At 70.7% G+C, this 19060-nt stretch carries 16 protein-coding genes and 1 pseudogene; 10 read left to right on the top strand and 7 right to left on the bottom strand.

The window, feature by feature from the left end; translation table 11 throughout:
* Positions 1-204 precede the first annotated feature (204 nt).
* Complete coding sequence (locus E4N62_RS14560) at positions 205-846, top strand: uridine kinase (RefSeq protein WP_230214621.1); 642 nt, start codon at positions 205-207, stop codon at positions 844-846.
* Positions 847-1014: 168 nt separating this feature from the next.
* Positions 1015-1443, top strand: coding sequence for a CBS domain-containing protein (locus E4N62_RS14555; RefSeq protein ID WP_184895436.1), 429 nt, complete (start codon positions 1015-1017; stop codon positions 1441-1443).
* Positions 1444-1497: 54 nt separating this feature from the next.
* Here the strand turns inward: E4N62_RS14555 and corA are convergent, their stop codons facing one another.
* The gene (corA, locus tag E4N62_RS14550) at positions 1498-2625 is read right to left on the bottom strand and encodes a magnesium/cobalt transporter CorA (RefSeq protein WP_230214618.1); all 1128 of its coding nucleotides are present in this window, start codon (positions 2623-2625) and stop codon (positions 1498-1500) included.
* A 255-nt stretch (positions 2626-2880) separates the two neighbouring features.
* Between corA and E4N62_RS14545 the strand changes: the two genes are divergently transcribed.
* Positions 2881-3678, top strand: a complete 798-nt coding sequence (locus E4N62_RS14545) for a methyltransferase domain-containing protein (protein WP_230214616.1) — start codon at positions 2881-2883, stop codon at positions 3676-3678.
* A gap of 16 nt (positions 3679-3694) precedes the next feature.
* Here the strand turns inward: E4N62_RS14545 and E4N62_RS14540 are convergent, their stop codons facing one another.
* Together E4N62_RS14540 and E4N62_RS14535 are read right to left on the bottom strand one after the other, a co-directional pair.
* Positions 3695-4624 carry a PfkB family carbohydrate kinase gene (locus tag E4N62_RS14540; protein ID WP_230214613.1) on the bottom strand — a complete coding sequence of 310 codons (930 nt, stop codon included), beginning with the start codon at positions 4622-4624 and terminating at the stop codon, positions 3695-3697.
* A gap of 73 nt (positions 4625-4697) precedes the next feature.
* Positions 4698-5597, bottom strand: coding sequence for a pseudouridine-5'-phosphate glycosidase (locus E4N62_RS14535; protein ID WP_230214869.1), 900 nt, complete (start codon positions 5595-5597; stop codon positions 4698-4700).
* Between the two features lie 105 nt (positions 5598-5702).
* Between E4N62_RS14535 and E4N62_RS14530 the strand changes: the two genes are divergently transcribed.
* Positions 5703-6131 (top strand): VOC family protein, encoded by a 429-nt coding sequence (locus E4N62_RS14530; RefSeq protein ID WP_230214610.1) that lies wholly within the window; start codon positions 5703-5705, stop codon positions 6129-6131.
* Between the two features lie 39 nt (positions 6132-6170).
* Here the strand turns inward: E4N62_RS14530 and E4N62_RS14525 are convergent, their stop codons facing one another.
* Positions 6171-6725 (bottom strand): methylated-DNA--[protein]-cysteine S-methyltransferase, encoded by a 555-nt coding sequence (locus E4N62_RS14525; RefSeq protein ID WP_230214607.1) that lies wholly within the window; start codon positions 6723-6725, stop codon positions 6171-6173.
* Positions 6726-6810: 85 nt separating this feature from the next.
* Positions 6811-7680 (bottom strand): glycerophosphodiester phosphodiesterase family protein, encoded by an 870-nt coding sequence (locus E4N62_RS14520; RefSeq protein WP_230214604.1) that lies wholly within the window; start codon positions 7678-7680, stop codon positions 6811-6813.
* A 280-nt stretch (positions 7681-7960) separates the two neighbouring features.
* Here E4N62_RS14520 and E4N62_RS14515 point away from each other — a divergent pair, with 280 nt between their 5' ends.
* From E4N62_RS14515 to E4N62_RS14490, 6 genes and pseudogenes are all read left to right on the top strand, one after another.
* On the top strand, positions 7961-8830 hold the full coding sequence (locus E4N62_RS14515) for an MHYT domain-containing protein (RefSeq protein WP_230214600.1): 870 nt from the start codon (positions 7961-7963) through the stop codon (positions 8828-8830).
* Between the two features lie 40 nt (positions 8831-8870).
* On the top strand, positions 8871-11006 hold the full coding sequence (uvrB, locus tag E4N62_RS14510) for an excinuclease ABC subunit UvrB (RefSeq protein ID WP_230214597.1): 2136 nt from the start codon (positions 8871-8873) through the stop codon (positions 11004-11006).
* Between the two features lie 171 nt (positions 11007-11177).
* Positions 11178-11756 carry a TerD family protein gene (locus E4N62_RS14505; protein ID WP_184895455.1) on the top strand — a complete coding sequence of 193 codons (579 nt, stop codon included), beginning with the start codon at positions 11178-11180 and terminating at the stop codon, positions 11754-11756.
* A gap of 46 nt (positions 11757-11802) precedes the next feature.
* Positions 11803-13860, top strand: a pseudogene (locus tag E4N62_RS14500) (TerD family protein).
* 290 nt (positions 13861-14150) lie between these two features.
* Positions 14151-15152 (top strand): TerC/Alx family metal homeostasis membrane protein, encoded by a 1002-nt coding sequence (locus E4N62_RS14495; RefSeq protein ID WP_230214591.1) that lies wholly within the window; start codon positions 14151-14153, stop codon positions 15150-15152.
* A gap of 111 nt (positions 15153-15263) precedes the next feature.
* Complete coding sequence (locus E4N62_RS14490; protein WP_230214590.1) at positions 15264-16364, top strand: calcium:proton antiporter; 1101 nt, start codon at positions 15264-15266, stop codon at positions 16362-16364.
* A 175-nt stretch (positions 16365-16539) separates the two neighbouring features.
* On the opposite strand, the gene E4N62_RS14485 is transcribed toward E4N62_RS14490, so the two are convergent.
* Entirely contained in the window at positions 16540-17820 is a 1281-nt protein-coding gene (locus tag E4N62_RS14485) for an MFS transporter (RefSeq protein ID WP_230214578.1), read from the bottom strand.
* Positions 17821-17943: 123 nt separating this feature from the next.
* On the bottom strand, positions 17944-19002 hold the full coding sequence (locus tag E4N62_RS14480) for a S66 peptidase family protein (RefSeq protein ID WP_230214573.1): 1059 nt from the start codon (positions 19000-19002) through the stop codon (positions 17944-17946).
* Between the last annotated feature and the right edge of the window lie 58 nt (positions 19003-19060).

Genomic DNA, 19060 nt, shown 5'->3' with positions numbered 1-19060 from the left:
CATTCCCCCTGGTGACCGCATGGTCACGCGGTCCTCCGACGGGACCGCCGACCAGACCCCCGACCAGACCCCCGACCAGACCTCCGACCAGACCTCCGACCAGACCTCCGACCAGACCCCCGGCCGGACCCCCGGCCAGACCCCCGGCCGTAACGCCGGCCGGATCGCCCACCGGGTCAGGCGCCGTTCGTGCCGCGCGGCATCATGGGCCGTGTGCGATTCGAAGCGATCACCTGGGAGCGGCTCGCCGACCTTCTCGCCGACCGCTTCCTCGACCTGAAGCCGGACGACGGCTCGCCCTGGCCGCGGATCGCCTTCGACGGCGCCCCCGCGGCCCGCCCCGGTGATCTCGCCGCCCTGGTCTCCGAGGCGCTGCGCATACGCGGCCGGTCCTCGCTCGTCGTGGGGACCGAGGGCTTCCTCAGGCCGGCGTCGCTGCGGTTCGAGTACGGCCACGAGGACGTGGACGCGTACTACGACGGCTGGTTCGACACCGCCGCCCTGTGGCGCGAGGTCTTCGGCCCGCTCGACCCGGGCGGCACGGGGCGGGTCCTGCCCGACCTCTGGGACCCCACCACCGACCGCGCGACCCGCAGCCCCTACGCCACTCTCCCGCCCGGCGCGATCCTGCTGACACACGGCCCTCTCCTCCTGAAGCACTGGTTCCCCTTCGACCTGACCGTCCATGTCCTCCTCTCCCCGGGCGCCCTGCGCCGCCGTACCCCGGAGGGCGAGCACTGGACCCTCCCCGCCTTCGAGCGCTACGAGACCGAGACCGACCCGGCTGCCACGGCGGATGTCCTGGTCCGTGCCGACGACCCACGCCACCCTGCCTGGCACGGCTGACCGGTGCGGGATCCGTCCTCCGCGTCGACCGAACCCCGCCCTCGCGCGGTGGGGGGCGCCGCGCGTCGCTCCGCATGCGCCTCGGCCCGGTCGCGGCAAGAATGAAGGACGCCGGGACTAGCGGTGCGTCCTGCGCCGCGCCGGCCGTCCGGCAACGGGAGGTACTACATGACCACCGCCGGAGACATCATGCACCGCGGCGCCCAGTGGATCCCCGCCCACGAGACCCTCGACCGCGCCGCCCAGCTGATGCGTCAGCTGAACGTCGGTGCACTGCCCATCAGCGACCAGAACGAACGGCTCTGCGGCATCCTCACCGACCGCGACATCGTCGTCGGCTGTGTCGCCCTGGGCCACGACCCGTCGACGATCACGGCCGGCGAGATGGCCAAGGGCACACCGCGTTGGATCGACGCGGGCGCCGATGTCAGCGAGGTGCTCCAGGAGATGAAGGGGCACCAGATCCGCCGACTTCCGGTGATCGAGAACAAGCGTCTCGTCGGCATGATCAGCGAAGCCGACCTCGCCCATCACCTGTCGGACGACCAGATCGCCTCCTGGGTCGAGAGCGTCTACGCCAAGAGCGCGACGCACTGACCGTCGGCGTCGGGTGTGTCGCCCGGCCGCTCGATCACCTGCCCGCTCCGGGAGTCACAGCCATCCGTTGCGCTTGAAGCCCCGGTAGAGGGTGGTGCAGGCGGCGGCTATGACTCCCAGGACCAGGGGGTAGCCGAACTTCCAGTGCAGCTCCGGCATGTACTGGAAGTTCATGCCGTAGACCCCGCACACCATGGTCGGCACGGCGATCAGCGCGGCCCATGCCGTGATCCTCCGCATGTCCTCGTTCTGCGCGACGCTGACCTGCGCGAGATGCGCCTGCAGAATCGAGTTCAGCAGGTCGTCGAACGCGGCGATCTGGTCGGTGGCCCGCAGCAAGTGGTCGGAGACGTCGCGGAAGTAGGCCTGTATCTCCGGGTCGACCACCCGGATCGGTCGTGAGGTGAGCTCCAGGAGCGGGCGGGCGAGCGGGGCCACCGCCCGCTTCAGTTCGAGCAGTTCGCGCTTGAGCTGGTAGATGCGGCCGGGGTCCACACGGGCGCCGTTCGCGGCGAAGACATCGGTCTCGACCTGGTCGATGTCCGTCTGGACGGAATCAGTGACGCTCAGATAGTCGTCGACCACATGGTCCGCGATCGCGTGCAGCACTGCGGCCGGTCCCTTGGCCAACTGCTCAGGGTTCGCCTCCAGTTCCTCCCGCAGCGGACCGAGTGAGCCGTGCCGCCCGTGGCGGACGGTGATCACGAAGTCGGCGCCGACGAAGACCATGATCTCGCCGGTGTGCACCACCTCGCTGGTCGCGGTCAGTTCGGTGTGCTCGATGTAGCAGACCGTCTTGAACACCGCGAACAGGGTGTCGTCGTAGCGCTCCAGTTTCGGCCGCTGGTGGGCCTCGATCGCGTCCTCCACCGCCAGCGGGTGCAGGCCGAAGAGCTCGGCGATGCCCGCGAACTCTCGCTGCGTCGGCTCGTGCAGCCCCAGCCAGACGAAGCCGTGGTCGTGCCGGCGGACCTGCTTGAGCGCCTCGACGACATCGCGGACCGCGGGGGATCGGACACCCTTGTGGTAGGTCACGCAGTTCACCACCGAGGTGCCCAGCGGGGAGCGGGCCGGATGGCTCAGGTCGACGCGGGGACGTCGCCGGGCCAGCCGTGCCATCGTGCGCAGGCCGACAACCCTGTCGAGACCGGTGACCTTCCGCAGATTCCCTGCCATGGACATCTGGTCTCTCCTTGCGTGGATCTCCTCGCACCGCACTCCGTGCCTTGTGGCGCCAGTTTGCCAGGGCCGAACGAGTGCCGGGTAAGGCTGTGGGAACGGAGCGCTCCGCTTCACTTGTAGACGTCCCGGGCGGTGGGGCCGTTCCGATCCGGCCGTCTCGATCCGGTTGCTTCCGGCCGGTCGCGGCGGGGACTGCCGCACGGATGCGGGAGCGTCGCCGCATAGGGCAAGTCGGTCAAATGGGAGGATCGGTGCATGATGCGAACCGACGGGTATCTCCTGGACCAGCGGCGGACCGAGACGGGGCAGGGCCCCGACGCCTTCGCCACGCTCTTCGACCCCACCACGTTCCGGCACATGGAGGCCTTCGGTCTGGGGTCCGGCTGGCGCTGTTGGGCGGTCGGCGCGGGCGGCGCCTCGGTCGTCTCCTGGCTGGCCAAGAAGGTCGGGCCGACGGGCAAGGTCATCGCGACGGACACCGACATCTCCTGGGCCGTTCCCTCGGTCACCCGCCCGCCGGTCGAGGCACTCGTCCATCACGTGGGCGTCGACGATCCCCCGGGGGACGGCTTCGACCTGGTGCACGCCCGGCTCGCCCTGGCCCACGTACCCGACCAGGAGCGGGCGTTGTCGTCGATGGTCAAGGCGCTGCGTGCGGGTGGCCGGCTCCTGATCGAGGACAGCGACGCCGCCCTCCAACCCCTGGCCTGCCTGGAGGAGTCCGGCCCCGAGCACCAGTTGGCCAACCGGCTTCGCCAGGCGGTGCGTGAACTGCTGGCCGAACGCGGGATCGACCCGGCGCACGGTCGCAGGCTTCCCCGCCTGCTGCGGACCGCCGGCCTGCGCGGTGTGGGAGCCGACGCGTACTTCCCCGTGGCCGCACCGGCCTGTGCCGCCCTGGAGTCGACCACCGTGGACCGGCTCCGCGAAGCGCTCGTCACGGCGAACCTCGCCACGCCGGAGGAGATCGACCGTCATCTGTCGGCCGTCGCCTCCGGCGCGCTGGACATCGCCGCCCCACCCCTGATCTCGGCCTGGGGCCGAAAGGCATAACCGCCCGTTCACCCGGTCAGCCGGCCAGATCGGTCCCCGGCGGTCTCCCGCCCACCTTCTCCACCGCCAGCGCACCCGCACCGCACCCCTCGGCCGCCGCCCCCTCGGCGTCCGCGCCCGCGAGCAGCGCCGCCAGGAAGGCGCCCGTGAACGCGTCGCCCGCGCCGGTGGTGTCGCGGGGCGTGGCGGGTGCCGCCGGGATCCGTGACACGACGACGCCCCCGCGCGCGACGAGGGCACCGTCCGCCCCCTGCTTGGCCACCACCAGGGGGACGAGACGGCTCAACTTGGCCGCCGCGTCGGCCGGATCGGGCAGCCCGGTCAGCAGATGGGCCTCGTCGCGGCTGGGCAGCAGCACATCGATCCCCTCGACGAGTGTGAGGAAACGGTCCACGCCGAGCCGTGTGAGGAACCCCGTCGACGCGGGATCCACGCTCACCGGCACTCCACGCGTGCGTGCCGACGCAAGGGCCGTGGAGGCCAGTGCGCGACTCGGCTCGGCGAAGAACAGATAGCCCGACAGATGCAGCCGCGCGACCCCGTCGAGCAGGGACGGCGACCAGTCGTCCGGGTCCAGCCGCAGCGCGGCACCGCTGTCGGTGAGAAACGTGCGCTCGGCCGCGGCGCCCGTGTCCACCAGGCAGATGACCGTCCCCGTGGCCGCCTCAGGGTCGACCACCAGATGGGGTCGCACCCCCGAGGCCCGCAGTTCCCGCTCGTGCCACGCGGCCGCGTCCGTGCCCACCCGTCCGAGCAGCCGCACGTCCGCACAGCCGCGATGAGCCGCCCAGCAGGCCACGTTGGCGCCCGCCCCGCCCGGCAGCGTCCGGATCGCGGAGACCGTGTCCGTGCCCGCCGTGAGCGGCCCGCGGTGCCGGGCGACGACATCCGTCACGATGTCCCCCACGACGAGCAGCGCGCCGCTCCCGTCACCGGCCCCGCGCACCGCACCACCCGCAGCACCACCGGGCTCACCCGCCGCACCACCGGGCCCGTTCGCATCTCGCCGGTGGTTCACCTCACGCCCCGGCCCAGGCCGCCGCGATACGTGACGCGAGCCGTACGTTGCCGCGCACCGCCGCGAGGTTGGCGCTCAGGGAGGCGCCGTCGGTGTGCCGTACGAGATAGCTCAGCAGGAACGGCGTGACCGCCTGGCCCGTGACGCCCTCCGCCTCGCACGCCGTCAGAGCCTCCGCGAGCACGCGCGCGTGCAGCTCGGGATCGAGCTGCTTCTCCTCCGGCACGGGGTTGGCGACGATCAGTGCCGACTCGGGGCCGCCGAGCGCGTCCTGGGCCCGCATGACGTCCGCGACCTCGCCCGGCGACCCGAGCGTCCACTCCACCGGATGGCCCGAGTCGGACAGATAGAAGCCGGGGAAGCGGTCCGTGCCGTACCCCGCGACCGCGACACCGAGCGTCTCCAGCCGCTGCAAGGTCGCCGGCACGTCCAGGATCGACTTCACACCCGCGCACACCACCGTGATCCGGGTACGTGCGAGGAGCCCCAGGTCGGCGGACTCGTCCTGAGTCACCGTCCACTCCCGGTGCACACCGCCGAGCCCACCCGTCGCGAACACCCGTACGCCCGCGAGGGCCGCCAGCTGGGCGGTCGCCGACACGGTGGTCGCCCCGCTCACGCCCGCCGCCACCGCCGACGGCAGATCGCGGTGCCCGAGCTTGCGGATGCCGTCCTCGTTCGCGACCCGGTCCAACTGCTGCTTGTCGAGGCCGATGTGCGGCCGCCCGTCCAGTACGGCGATCGTCGCGGGTACGGCGCCCTCCTGCCGTACGACCTCCTCCAGCTCCAGCGCCACCTGCAGATTGCGGGGGCGGGGCAGCCCGTGCGCGATGATCGTCGACTCCAGCGCCACCACGGGTCGACGCGCGTCAACCGCTTCCCGTACCTCTTCGGACACCATCAGCACGCGCTTGCCTCCTGTCGGACGTTCTTCCCTCATCCCTGGCGGACGGCGCGCCCGGCCAAACCCTTGCGCGCTGTGGTGCAGGACACCAGCCTGAGGTGCATGAAGGAGAACACGACACGCCTCGACCACGTCGTCCTGTGGGTGCGGGAGCCGGTCGCCGCGGCCGGGTTCTACGAGGAGGCCGTGGGCCTCGAACCCGTGAGGGTCGACGAGTACGCGGCGGGACAGGCACCCTTCCCCTCCGTCCGCGTCAACGACGAGACCATCATCGATCTCATGCCCCTGGCCATGGCCTCGAAGATGCGGATGGTGCCGGGCGCCGCCGCCGGTGCCGGACATCCCGTCAACCACGTGTGCCTCGCCATGCCCGGCCCCGCCCTCGACGAACTGCGCGGCCGACTGGAGGAGCGGGAGGTCCCCGTCTCGGAGATCTCCCACGACTCCTTCGGCGCCCGCGGACCCGCCCGGCGCAGCTTCTACTTCCGGGACCCGGACGGCAACGTCTTCGAGGCGCGGCACTACGAGTAGCGCACCGCCCGGCGGCCGTCGCGGTTTCCGGCAACCCGTTCAGAACAACGGCTGCGGAAGCACCCCTTCCAGCGCCAGCAGTCTCCGCTTGGTCTCCAGTCCGCCGCCGAACCCGCCGATGCCGCCGTCGCTCTCCACCACCCGGTGGCACGGCACCACCACGGGCAGCGGATTCGACCCCATCGCCACGCCGACGGCCTGGGCCGCGCCGGGCTGTCCCACGCGCCGCGCGAGATCGCCATACCCCACGACCGAGCCGTAGGGCACGCCCGACGCCAGTTCGCGCAGCACCTGGCGGTTGAACCCCGATATCAGCGACCAGTCGAGCGGCAGCGCGAAGTCGTGCCGTTCGCCCGCGAAGTAAGCCTCGAACTGACGTATGGCCTCGGCCAGCTGAGGTGCGTCGGGCGCCTCCACGGGAGTGGTGTCGAGGCGGGAGGCGAGCCGGTCCAGGGTCCGGTCGCGCACCGGCTCCGTGGCGTGGAAGACGACGTTGACGAGGCCCTCGTCCGTCGCGGCCAGCAGCAGCGGGCCGATGTCCGAGCCGATGACGGCCCAGACCACCCGCTGCTCGTCCTGCGCATGGCTGTTCATGGGACCACCGTACGGGCCGCCACCGACAACGACCGTGGTGAGCGCTCGGCCCCGCAGCGCTCACCACCGGCCGCGGACCGCCGCATCAGCCCTGTGTGGCCTCCCTGACCACGTCGGGCTTGTTGGTGATGATGCCGTCCACGCCGTAGTCGGCCACCCGGCGGGCGTTGGTGGCGTCGTTCACGGTCCAGGTGAGGATCTCCAACGGCTTGCCGTGCGGACCTCCGAGCGCGTGGATCGTGGCCACGTAGGACTCGGAGATGGTCGTGTACGAGGAGTTGATCTGGTCGCTGAACGTCGCGTACTCGGGGAGGTCGGCGATGTCCGGGGTGCCGAGCAGACCGGTCTTCACCGCCGGGTCCAGCTCGTGGACCCGGCGTACGGTGTCGGCGCTGAAGCTCTGGATCACCAGCTTCTCCAGCTGCGCCGGGCCGAGCCAGCCCTCGTTGCTCAGCACCTTCAGGGTCTGCTGCTCGATCCCCGGGTAGAGCTGCGGGTTCTTGATCTCCAGGACGAGCTTCTGATGGTTGCGCGACACCCGCCGCATGTACTGCTCCAGCGTGGGCACGCGCGCGTCCGCGTAGTCGGCGCCGAACCAGCTGCCCGCGTCCAGGCGCCCGATCTCCGCCGCGGTGAAGTCCGCCACGTTCCATGGGGCGCGCTCGGGATAAAGCTCCTCGACGTTGGTCGTCCGCGCCAGCGTCGCGTCGTGGAGGACGACGAGCCTGCCGTCACTGGTGCGCTGGACGTCGTTCTCGACCCAGTCGAAGCCCATCTCGTGGGCCTTGTCGACAGCGGCCAGGGTGTTCTCGGGCGCGTAGGCGGAAGCTCCACGATGCGCGACGACCAGCGGATTCCCGGCGTCGGCGGCCGCGTGAGCGGCGGAAGTGGGGAGCAGGAGGACGGTGGCCCCCAAGAACGCTGTGGTCGCGGCGGCAACTGCGCGCACGTGCATGCGTACTCCTCGCGTCGATCGATCACGGTCAGCTCAAGAGTGACAGCAGAGGGTCAACGGGAGAGGTGCGCAGGATGGCCATGAATTGAATGGAGTTGCCCAAGTCCGCTCACGGGCACCGCACAAGTGGGGCAAGGCCGTGTTTCTTTGCCGGAAAATCGTTCGACCATTCCGGTGGGGGTCATACTCTCTGCGACGACCCTGACCGTCGTGGCGGTGCCGGGGCGGGGGGCATTGCGAAAATTCCAGGGACGCGACAGGGCGGGAAGGGCAGCCGCGAATGCAGGGCACGGTCGACGGCTTCAGCTACGGACTCGTCACACCGGTGGTGGCCTATCTCATGGCCTGCCTCGGGGGCGCGCTCGGCCTGCGCTGCACCACCAGATCGATGCTCGTGGACGGCCGCTGGCGGATCGGCTGGCTCGCGCTGGGCTCGGCGGCCATCGGCTCCGGCATCTGGACCATGCACTTCGTCGCGATGATGGGGTTCAAGGTCCTGCAGACCCCGATCCACTACGACCCGCTGACCACGTTCGCGAGCCTCGCGGTGGCGATCGTGATGGTCGGCATCGGGATCTTCATGGTCGGCTCCCAGGGGGCCGGCGGTGCCGCATTGTTCACCGGGGGCACCATCACCGGTCTGGGCATCGCCTCGATGCACTACCTGGGCATGGCCGGCATGCGACTCAACGGCACTTTCGAGTACAACACCGTCACCGTGGCCGCCTCGGTCGTCATCGCCGTGGTGGCCGCGATCGCCGCCCTGTGGGCCGCCGGGCAGGTCCGCGGCTTCCTGTGGAGCGTGGGCGCCAGCCTCGTCATGGGGGTCGCCGTCAGCGGCATGCACTACACGGGCATGGCCGCCCTCAGCGTCCATCTGCACAGCGGCGCGGGCCCCGACCCGGCCGTCGGTTCGTCGTCCGCCGCTCTGCTGGCCCCGCTGATGATCGGCCCGCTGGTGTTCCTGCTCCTCGCGGGAGTCGTCGTGATGTTCGACCCGTTCATGATCATGGGCAGGTTCCACGCGAACCCCGTCGAGCGCCGGCCCGGCATCCCCGCCCAGGCCACCGCCCACGTCTGCCGGCACCCCGAGTCCCGCATCGCCCGGGAGCACCGCGAGCGGCGTGCCCGCACACCGCAGAATCGCTGATCGCGACCTGTTGTCAGTGCGGGGTCGTACGGTGGATTGCATGCGGCCCGTTTCCAAGATCGAACGCACGGTGGCGCCCTTCGAGGTCGTCAGCCCCTACCAGCCGAGCGGCGACCAGCCCACGGCCATCGCCGACCTCGCCCGGCGTATCGGAGCAGGTGAGAAGGACGTCGTCCTGCTCGGCGCGACAGGCACCGGCAAGTCCGCCACCACCGCGTGGATGATCGAGAAGCTCCAGCGCCCGACCCTGGTGATGGCGCCGAACAAGACCCTGGCCGCCCAGCTGGCCAACGAATTCCGCGAACTGCTGCCGAACAACGCGGTCGAATACTTCGTCTCGTACTACGACTACTACCAGCCCGAGGCATACGTCCCGCAGTCGGACACCTACATCGAGAAGGACTCCTCCATCAACGAGGAGGTGGAACGCCTGCGTCACTCCGCGACCAATTCGCTGCTCACCCGCCGCGACGTCGTCGTGGTCGCCTCCGTCTCGTGCATCTACGGTCTCGGCACACCGCAGGAATACGTGGACCGCATGGTCCCCCTCAAGGTCGGCGAGGAGTTCGACCGGGACGCGCTGCTGCGCCGCTTCGTGGACATCCAGTACACCCGCAACGACCTGGCGTTCACCCGCGGCACCTTCCGCGTCCGCGGCGACACCATCGAGATCTTCCCGGTCTACGAGGAGCTCGCCGTCCGCATCGAGATGTTCGGCGACGAGATCGAGGCCCTCTCCACCCTCCATCCCCTCACCGGCGAGATCATCAGCGACGACCAGCAGCTGTACGTCTTCCCCGCCTCCCACTACGTCGCCGGCCCCGAGCGCATGGAGCGGGCCGTCAACGACATCGAGAAGGAACTGGGGGAGCGCCTGGCGGAGCTGGAGAAGCAGGGCAAGCTCCTGGAGGCCCAGCGCCTGCGGATGCGCACCACCTACGACATCGAGATGCTCCGCCAGATCGGCTCCTGCTCCGGCGTGGAGAACTACTCGATGCACTTCGACGGCCGCGAACCCGGTTCCCCGCCGAACACCCTGCTGGACTACTTCCCGGACGACTTCCTCCTGGTCATCGACGAGTCCCATGTGACCGTCCCCCAGATCGGCGCGATGTACGAGGGCGACGCCTCCCGCAAGCGCACCCTCGTCGACCACGGCTTCCGACTGCCCTCCGCCCTGGACAACCGCCCCCTGAAATGGGAGGAGTTCCAGGAGCGCGTCGGCCAGACGGTGTACCTCTCGGCGACCCCCGGCCAGTACGAGCTGTCCCGCTCCGACGGCCACGTCGAGCAGATCATCCGCCCCACCGGTCTGGTCGACCCCGAGGTCGTCGTCAAGCCCACCGAGGGTCAGATCGACGACTTGGTGCACGAGATCCGGCAGCGCACCGAGAAGGACGAGCGCGTCCTCGTCACCACCCTCACCAAGAAGATGGCCGAGGACCTCACCGACTACTTCCTGGAACTGGGCATCCAGGTCCGCTATCTCCACAGCGACGTCGACACCCTGCGCCGCGTCGAACTGCTGCGCGAGCTGCGCGCGGGTGAGTACGACGTGCTGGTCGGCATCAACCTCCTGCGCGAGGGCCTCGACCTCCCCGAGGTCTCCCTGGTGGCGATCCTCGACGCCGACAAGGAGGGCTTCCTGCGCTCGGGGACCTCGCTGATCCAGACCATCGGCCGCGCGGCGCGCAATGTGTCGGGCCAGGTCCACATGTACGCCGACAAGATCACCCCGGCGATGGCGAAGGCCATCGACGAGACCAACCGGCGCCGGGAGAAGCAGGTCGCGTACAACAAGGCCAACGGGATCGACCCGCAGCCGCTGCGCAAGAAGATCAACGACATCGTCGCGCAGATCGCCCGCGAGGACGTCGACACCGAGCAGCTGCTCGGCTCGGGCTATCGCAAGGGCAAGGACGGCAAGGCCGCCAAGGCACCCGTGCCCTCCCTGGGCGGCAAGGTGGCCAAGTCCGCCAAGGGCAGGAGCAGGGCCGAGGAGACCGTCCCGACCGACCGTCCCGCGGCCGAGCTCGCCCAGCAGATCGAGGACATGGCGGAGCGCATGCGCGCGGCCGCCGCCGAGTTGCAGTTCGAGATCGCCGCCCGGCTGCGTGACGAGGTCTCCGAGATGAAGAAGGAACTGCGGCAGATGAGGGAGGCGGGACTGGCCTGACCTCCCCTTCCGGCGCCGAGGGCGGGGGCGCGCCCCCGGCGCCGGCGCGCTGTGTTGCAAGACCGACACAAAGTGCGACACAGGCTGCGGCAATGTCAGTGCCGCTGCGTAAGGTGCTGCACATCCGCGGACTCCGCGGGAACAGGGGACAGTCGAGAGGGGAATCAGCGCGTGACCGTCAACATGACCAAGGGTCAGGCCATCAGTCTGCAGAAGAACGACGGAGGCAGCCTGACCGCGGTGCGCATGGGTCTCGGCTGGCAGGCTGCCCCCAGGCGCGGCCTGTTCGGATCCCGCACCCGTGAGATCGACCTCGACGCCTCCGCCGTGCTGTTCGCGGACAAGCAGCCCGTCGACGTCGTCTTCTTCCGTCACCTGGTGAGCGACGACGGCTCCGTCCGCCACACCGGCGACAACCTGGTCGGCGGCGTCGGCCAGGGCGGCGACGACGAGGCGATCCTCGTCGACCTGGCCCGGGTGCCGGTCCACATCGACCAGATCGTCTTCACCGTGAACTCCTTCACGGGCCAGACCTTCCAGGAGGTGCAGAACGCGTTCTGCCGACTGGTCGACGAGACCAACGGCCAGGAGCTGGCGCGCTACACCCTCGCGGGCGGCGGCCAGTACACCGCCCAGATCATGGCCAAGGTGCACCGCGCGGGCGCGGGCTGGCAGATGACCGCCATCGGTTCGCCCGCCAACGGCCGCACCTTCCAGGACCTGATGCCGGCGATCCTGCCGGTGCTGTAGGCGCGCACCGAGTACACAGAGCACGCGACACAGGGGGACGAAGTCGATGACGGCCGAGCTGGTCCGGGGGCAGAACCATCCGCTGCCCGAGGTCCGACTGGAGATCCGCGTCTCGGCCGGCACGCCGATCGTGGCCGGGGCCACCCTCGGCGACGAGCACGGCCGGGTGCACGGTGTCGAATGGGTCGCCCACCCGGGCGCGCCCACCCTCCCGGGCCTGGAGGTCCCCAGGCAGGCGGCGGCCGACCACCGCCTCGCCGTGGACCTCGAGGCCCTCGCGCCGTCCGTGCACCGGGTGAGTGTGCTGCTCGCCCTCCCCACGGGGACCGGCGGTCCGGCGCGCTTCGGCGCCGTGGCCGCCCCTTTCGTCGCGGTCACCGGCCTCGACGGCACCGAGGTCGCCAGCTACACCATCACCGATCTCGAACCGGAGTCGGCCGTCGTCGCCCTGGAGCTGTACCGCAGGCAGGGTGCCTGGAAGGTCCGCGCGGTCGGCCAGGGATACGCGGGCGGCCTCGCGGCGCTGCTCGCCGACCAGGGCCTGCCACAGGCCCAGCAACTGGCCGGCAGCATCAACGAGGCAGTGGCCCAGGGCCTCGCCCGCTCGGTGGCAACCCCTCCGCCCCGCCTGCCGGACGCGGAACGACCCCGTCGGACGGCCGCCCCCGCGACCGGCCCGGACGAGACCCACGGCGGCGCGACCCCCCAGGGCGTGCCCGGCACCAGCGCGCCGTCCCCGGGCCACCAGCCCACCTCTCCGTACGGCACGACACCCCCGTACGGCTCTCCCCACGACGGCACGCTGCCCGACCACGCGGCGGCGCGGCACGGCGGCCCCACCTCGGCGGACCCGGCCACCGGCCAGTCCGCCCAGGCCACGGCCGCGGTCCGGTCAACTACAGCCACCCGGCCGCCAGACCACCGCGCCGCCCCCGCCCGCGCCGACCGCGCCCCGGCCGAGCCGGGACAGCCCGCGCGGCCCGTCGCCGGGGACGCGACCGGCTGGTCCATGGAGGAGCGGCTCTACAACCAGGTGTGGGGCATGTTCGAGGACCTCGCCCGCACCACGGCCGCGTACCGCAGTGCCGTCGACTTCGCCGAGTCGCGGATGGAACAGGAGCTGGACAAGGCCCTGTCCGACCCGCGTAGCCGCATCAGCGGGCATGGCGACGCCGCGCGCGAGGCGGCCCGGGCCAAGCACGCCCAGCTCGTCGAGCAGGCCAGGGCCGCCCTCGACCGGGACCTGGCCCAGCTCGGTGCCGAGGCGGACGTCGTCGAGCCCGCACTGCCCCCGGCGTACGCGGGCTGGGACAACCCGGTCTGGCACGGCTACCGGGTGCCGATGGAGATCCCGATGGCCCTGCGGCTGGGCGACCTCCATCTGCCGGAGAGCGAGGACGTGCGCATCCCGATGCTGGTCCGGCTGCCGCTGGAGCGCGGCCTGTGGATCGACAGCGGCCGCTCCGGCTCCCGAGACGCGCTCGCCGACTCCGACGAGCTGCGCCGCCTCGCGCTCGACACCGCGGTGGCTGTCGCCGCCCGGTTGCTCGCGGTCTACCCGCCGGGCGAGTTCGCCGTGCACATCATCGACGCGGCCGGGGCCGGCTCGTCCGCCTTGACGCCCCTGACCCGGGCCGGTGTGCTCGCCGGGCCGCCCGCCGCCGGTGCGGCGGGTGTCTCCGAGGTGCTGGGGCGGCTCACCCAACGTGTCGACCTCGTGCAGATGGCGGTGCGCGGTGGCGTGGCCGACGCACTGCCCCCCGGCTTCGACACCGCCGAACAGCTGCTGATCGTCAACGACTTCCCGCACGGTTTCGACGACCGCGCGGTCACACAGCTCCGCTACCTCGCGGACGAGGGCCCCGCCGTCGGTGTGCACCTGATGATGGTCGCCGACCGTCAGGAAGCCGCCGCCTACGGGCCGTTGCTCGACCCGCTGTGGCGTTCGCTGATGCGACTCACCCCCACGCCCGACGACCACCTGGCCGACCCGTGGGTCGGGCACGCGTGGACGTACGAGCCGTCGACCGTCCCGCCCGGCAGCAGGGTCATGCACGACGTGCTCGCCCGGGTCGCGGAGGCCCGCCGCTCCTGGAACCGCTGAGGACCGTCGGCCCCCGCAGCCCGTACCAAGTCCTCGCAAAGCGTTTTGACCTGCGGTTTTGATCCTTCCTTTGCCTAGCTCTTTACCTTCTCTTGGTGATTGGGTACCCTTTTTCGTGCGGAGGGGAGTACTCCCTGCATCTGCGGCGTACCCGTCAATACGGATCGATCCGATCCCGGGGCGTCGGCCCGGCGGCATCAGGCGTTGTGGAACGCCCTGGAGGACCGGGTGGAAGAGACCTCCGGTAGCGACGACGCTGAAATTTGCCGTTACGTACTGCCGGAGGCGCAGTGGATGTTTCCGTGACCCTTTGGGTCCTCACAGTGGTGGGGCTTGCCGCCCTCATCGCGGTCGACTTCTTCATCGGCCGCAAGCCCCATGACGTGTCCATCAAGGAAGCCGGGATCTGGACGATCGTCTGGATCGTCCTGGCCGCCCTCTTCGGGCTCGGGCTCCTCGTCTTCGGCGGCGGTCAGCCGGCCGGAGAGTTCTTCGCCGGCTTCATCACCGAGAAGTCGCTGAGCGTCGACAACCTCTTCGTCTTCGTGCTGATCATGGCGAAGTTCTCGGTGCCCTCGCAGTACCAGCAGCGAGTGCTGCTGATCGGTGTGTTGATAGCCCTGGTGCTCCGCGCGATCTTCATCGCGGCGGGCGCGGCCATCCTCGCCAGCTTCGCCTGGGTCTTCTACATCTTCGGCGCGTTCCTGATCTACACCGCCTGGAAGCTCATCCAGGAGGCCAGGGCCGAGGAGGACGACGAGGACTGGGAGGAGAGCAAGCTCCTCAAGGCCGCCGAGAAGCGCTTCGGCGTCGCCGACCGGTACCACGGCACCAAGCTCTGGATCGAGGAGAACGGCAAGCGCGTCATGACGCCGATGCTCGTCGTGATGCTCGCCATCGGAACCACCGACGTCCTCTTCGCCCTGGACTCCATCCCCGCGATCTTCGGCCTGACCCAGGACCCGTACATCGTGTTCACGGCCAACGCGTTCGCGCTCATGGGCCTGCGACAGCTGTACTTCCTCATCGGCGGTCTGCTGAAGAAGCTGGTCCACCTGTCCTACGGCCTGTCGGTCATCCTCGGCTTCATCGGTGTGAAGCTGGTGCTGCACGCACTGCACGAGTCCGGGGTACACGTTCCGGAGATCTCCATCCCGGTGTCCCTCGGCGTGATCTGCGCGGTGCTGATCGTCACCACGATCACCAGCCTGATCGCGTCCAAGAAACAGGCGCAGGCCGAGGCCGAGCAGAACAACGCAGAAGGCGCGGAGAAGGACAGCATCGAGGCCTGACGGAGGCCGACCCGCACCCAAGCACACACGGATGGGGCCCCGCACGACGGAGACGCAGTTCCACGCGTCCACCGGAGTGCGGGGCCCCTGCACGTCTGAAAGGATCACCGCGTGCTCGCTCGGCTCCGGTCGCTCACGACGCGATGGACTGCTGTCGTCCCGGTTGCCGCGGTCGTCCTGCTCGCTCTCACCCGGGGACGCGATCTGCCCCCTGCGGCAGTCGCCCTGGTGACCCTGGTGCTCGCGGGAGCCGTCCTGGCCGCCGTGCACCACGCCGAGGTCGTCGCACACCGGATCGGTGAACCCTTCGGATCCCTCGTCCTCGCCGTCGCCGTCACGATCATCGAGGTCGCCCTGATCGTCACGTTGATGGCCGACGGCGGGGACAAGAGCTCGACCCTCGCCCGCGACACCGTCTTCGCCGCCGTGATGATCACCTGCAACGGCATCGTCGGCATCTGCCTGCTCGTCGCCTCGCTGCGCCACGGGCTCGCCGTCTTCAACCCCGAGGGAACCGGCGCCGCCCTCGCCACGGTCGCGACGCTGGCCACGCTCAGCCTGGTGCTCCCCACCTTCACCACCAGCAAGCCCGGCCCCGAGTTCTCCACGGCCCAACTCACCTTCGCGGCCCTGTCCTCACTGGCCCTGTACGGGCTGTTCGTGGCGACACAGACCGTGCGCCACCGGGACTACTTCCTGCCGATCACCAGGCTGGGCGAGGTGATCACCCAGGACGACCATGCCGAGGCGCCGTCGGCCCGCACCGCCGGGATCAGCCTCGGACTGCTCGGCCTCGCCCTCGTAGGCGTGGTCGGCCTCGCCAAGGGTGTCTCGCCGACCATCGAGTCCGGAGTCGAGAAGGCCGGGCTGCCGCACGCGGTGGTCGGTGTGATCATCGCGCTGCTGGTGCTGCTGCCGGAGACGATCGCCGCGCTGCGCGCCGCCCGCCGCGACCGGGTCCAGACCAGCCTCAACCTGGCCCTCGGCTCGGCCATGGCCAGCATCGGCCTCACCATCCCGGCTGTTGCCCTCGCCTCGATCTGGCTCTCCGGCCCACTCGTCCTCGGCCTGGGCGCCACTCATATGGTGCTGCTCGCCCTGACCGTCGTGGTGGCCTCGCTGACCGTGGTCCCGGGACGCGCGACACCGCTCCAGGGCGGAGTGCACCTGGTGCTGTTCGCGGCGTACCTGGAGCTGGCGGTGAATCCGTAGACCCGGGTTCCGGGACACCGACGGACGGACGAACGAGGACGGGGCGGTGGCATGAAGAGCATGGGGCGCAGCCCCTGCTCTTCCGGGGCGCGGGGAACTGTGCGAGAAGTCCCACCCACCCGCACCCGGCAACGCAACGCACCCACTCGGCCGCCCCGACGCGCGGCGCCGTCCCTCATCCGGCGGCGGGCTCGGCCTCCGCCGTCGTCGCCGCCACGCGCACCGGCCGGGTCTCCGGCAGCAGCGCGAAACAGCCGAGGCTCAGCAGCGCGATCCCGGTGAGATAGGCGCCCACACCCCAGGGCACCCGTCCGCCCTGCGCCACGGCGGTGGCCACGATCGGGGTCAGGGCTCCGCCGAGCACCCCACCGAGGTTGTAGCCGACGGCGGCCCCCGTGCAGCGCACCCGCGGCTCGTACAGCTCGGGCAGGTACGCGGCGATGACGGCGAACATGGTGACGAAGGCGAGCATCGCCACGAGGAAACCGAAGAAGATCAGCAGGGGTTCGCCCGTCGCCAGGAGCGCGACCATGGGGAACATCCACAGTACGGTGACGCCACAGCCGATCAGGCACATCGGGCGCCGCCCGTACCGATCGCCGAGGACCGCCGCCACCGGTGTCAGGGCGCCCTTCACCACCACGGCGCCCATGATGCAGGTCAGCATGACCGTGCGGCTCACGCCGAGCCGCTCCGTGCCGTACGCGAGGGACCAGGTCGTCACCGAGTAGAACACCGCGTACCCGATCGCGAGCGCGCCGGCCGTCAGCAGGACCAGGCGCCAGTGCCCGCGCACCACCTCGGCGAGCGGCACACGCGCGGGCTCGGTGATCTCCAGGAACCGCGGGCTCTCCGCGAGCGACGACCGCAGCCACAGGCCCGCGAGGGCGAGCACACCCGCCGCCCAGAACGGCACCCGCCATCCCCACGCGGCGAACTGCGCCTCCGTCAGGCTCGCCGACAGCGCCAACATCACCCCGTTGGCCAGCAGGAACCCCACCGCCGGTCCGACCTGCGGAAAGCTCGACCACAGTCCGCGCCGGTCCGCCGGCGCGTGCTCCGCCGTCAACAGCACCGCCCCACCCCACTCCCCGCCGAGCCCGAGGCCCTGCAGGAAGCGCAGCACGAGCAGAAGGAAGGGGGCGGTGACACCGATCGAGTCGAACGTGGGGACGCAGCCGACGGCCACGGTCGCGCCCCCGGTCAGCAGCAGCGAGGCGACGAGGACCGGCCGCCGCCCGTGCCGGTCCCCGATGTGCCCGAACAGCACCGAGCCGAGCGGCCGCGCCACGAACCCGACCCCGAAGGTCGCGAAGGCCGCGAGGGTCCCGGCCAGGGGCGAGAACGTCGGGAAGAACAGCGGCCCGAGGACGAGGGCAGCCGCCGTGCCGTAGACGAAGAAGTCGTAGAACTCGATGGCCGTCCCGGCGAGCGAGGCGGACGCGAGTCGCAGCATGGAGGGCGGTTTCACGGTGCGTGCAGGTTGCATGCCGCGTCAACTACCCACGGTGACGGGCGGTTACGGGGGCGTGCGGAGGCCCGTGCGAGGCCAAGGTGGTTCAGGAGGCGTCAACGGTTCTCAGTAGGTCACCGTGATGCGCCGGGCGGGCCCGTCCACCCGGATCACGCCCCCGTAGGGGACGACGACCTGCGGATCGGTGTGCCCGAGGTCCACGTCGAAGACGATCGTGGCGTCGGGGGCGTACGTCCGCATGGCGCGCAGCACGGCCTCCCGCTGCCCGGCCGCGTAACGGGCAGCCTCCTGAGGGCTGTTGGGCCGGTCGAGGGACCAGGTCTTGGGGCGGCCCGTCAGCAGGGCGGAGAAGCGCCGCAGCAGGCCGCGTTCCCCCATGTTGCGCAGGGTGCGGAAGACCTCCTCGCCGCTGGGCAGTTCCTCCGAGGTCTCCAGGAAGAGCACCCCGCCGTCGAACACGGACAGATCGCGCGGCACCTCGCGGTCGGCCATCAGCAGCCAGCCGATGATCTCCAGACAGCCGCCCCAACTGCGGCCCTCCACCACGCGGTCGGCGTTCACCCAGGTCCATCCGGCGCCCGGTACGGAGGGCGGCTCCGCGGCGAAGGTCGCCGGGTCGGCCCAGTCGCGGTCGATGTCGTTGAAGCGCTCGGCGGGCCGCAGTTCGTAGGGCCCCGAGGTGAACAGGGCGGCGCGCAGGGAGTCGGCGGTCAGCGGCGCCATGGCGCCCGGCCTGCCCAGCGCGGTCATCACGGTGCCGCCGTGGTAGCCGACGATCCCGGTGTTGCACAGGTACGCCAGCACGTTGGTGTTGTCGCTCAGTCCGAAGAACGGCTTGGGGTTGGCCCGCAGCAACTCCCGGTCGAGGAAGGGCAGCACGGTGATCTGGTCGTCGCCGCCGATCGACGTCAGCACCGCCTTGACGTCCGGGTCGGCGAAGGCCGCGTGCAGGTCGTCCGCCCGCTCCTTCGGCGTCGTGCCCATCTTCCGTGTCGTCGGATACTCCACCGGCACGAGACCGTACTCCTCGCGCAGCCGCTCCAGGCCCAGTTCGAAGGGGCGCGGGAACAGCTCGGGCAGACCGGCACCTGGCGAGACGACGGCGACCCGGTCGCCGGGGGAGGGCTTGGGCGGGTACGAGGGCGTGGGCGTAGGCGTGATCATGCGGGGAGGGTACGGCCTCCTCCCGGCGGTTTCACCGTGATAAACCGGGGGCGAGCGG

Origin of the sequence: Streptomyces sp. MNU76, assembly GCF_020982545.1 — a bacterium.
Lineage (GTDB): Bacteria > Actinomycetota > Actinomycetes > Streptomycetales > Streptomycetaceae > Streptomyces.
The sequence above is the reverse complement of the archived record's forward strand: the minus strand, read 5'-3'. Positions and strand labels throughout refer to the sequence as shown.

Excerpts from the sequence above, each read along its gene's own strand:
- E4N62_RS14560 (WP_230214621.1), top strand. The coding sequence starts at position 205 with ATGGGCCGTGTGCGATTCGAAGCGATCACCTGGGAGCGGCTCGCCGAC.
- E4N62_RS14555 (WP_184895436.1), top strand. The coding sequence starts at position 1,015 with ATGACCACCGCCGGAGACATCATGCACCGCGGCGCCCAGTGGATCCCC.
- corA (WP_230214618.1), bottom strand. The coding sequence starts at position 2,625 with ATGTCCATGGCAGGGAATCTGCGGAAGGTCACCGGTCTCGACAGGGTT.
- E4N62_RS14545 (WP_230214616.1), top strand. The coding sequence starts at position 2,881 with ATGATGCGAACCGACGGGTATCTCCTGGACCAGCGGCGGACCGAGACG.
- E4N62_RS14535 (WP_230214869.1), bottom strand. The coding sequence starts at position 5,597 with ATGGTGTCCGAAGAGGTACGGGAAGCGGTTGACGCGCGTCGACCCGTG.
- E4N62_RS14530 (WP_230214610.1), top strand. The coding sequence starts at position 5,703 with ATGAAGGAGAACACGACACGCCTCGACCACGTCGTCCTGTGGGTGCGG.
- E4N62_RS14525 (WP_230214607.1), bottom strand. The coding sequence starts at position 6,725 with ATGAACAGCCATGCGCAGGACGAGCAGCGGGTGGTCTGGGCCGTCATC.
- E4N62_RS14520 (WP_230214604.1), bottom strand. The coding sequence starts at position 7,680 with ATGCACGTGCGCGCAGTTGCCGCCGCGACCACAGCGTTCTTGGGGGCC.
- E4N62_RS14515 (WP_230214600.1), top strand. The coding sequence starts at position 7,961 with ATGCAGGGCACGGTCGACGGCTTCAGCTACGGACTCGTCACACCGGTG.
- uvrB (WP_230214597.1), top strand. The coding sequence starts at position 8,871 with ATGCGGCCCGTTTCCAAGATCGAACGCACGGTGGCGCCCTTCGAGGTC.
- E4N62_RS14485 (WP_230214578.1), bottom strand. The coding sequence starts at position 17,820 with ATGCTGCGACTCGCGTCCGCCTCGCTCGCCGGGACGGCCATCGAGTTC.
- E4N62_RS14480 (WP_230214573.1), bottom strand. The coding sequence starts at position 19,002 with ATGATCACGCCTACGCCCACGCCCTCGTACCCGCCCAAGCCCTCCCCC.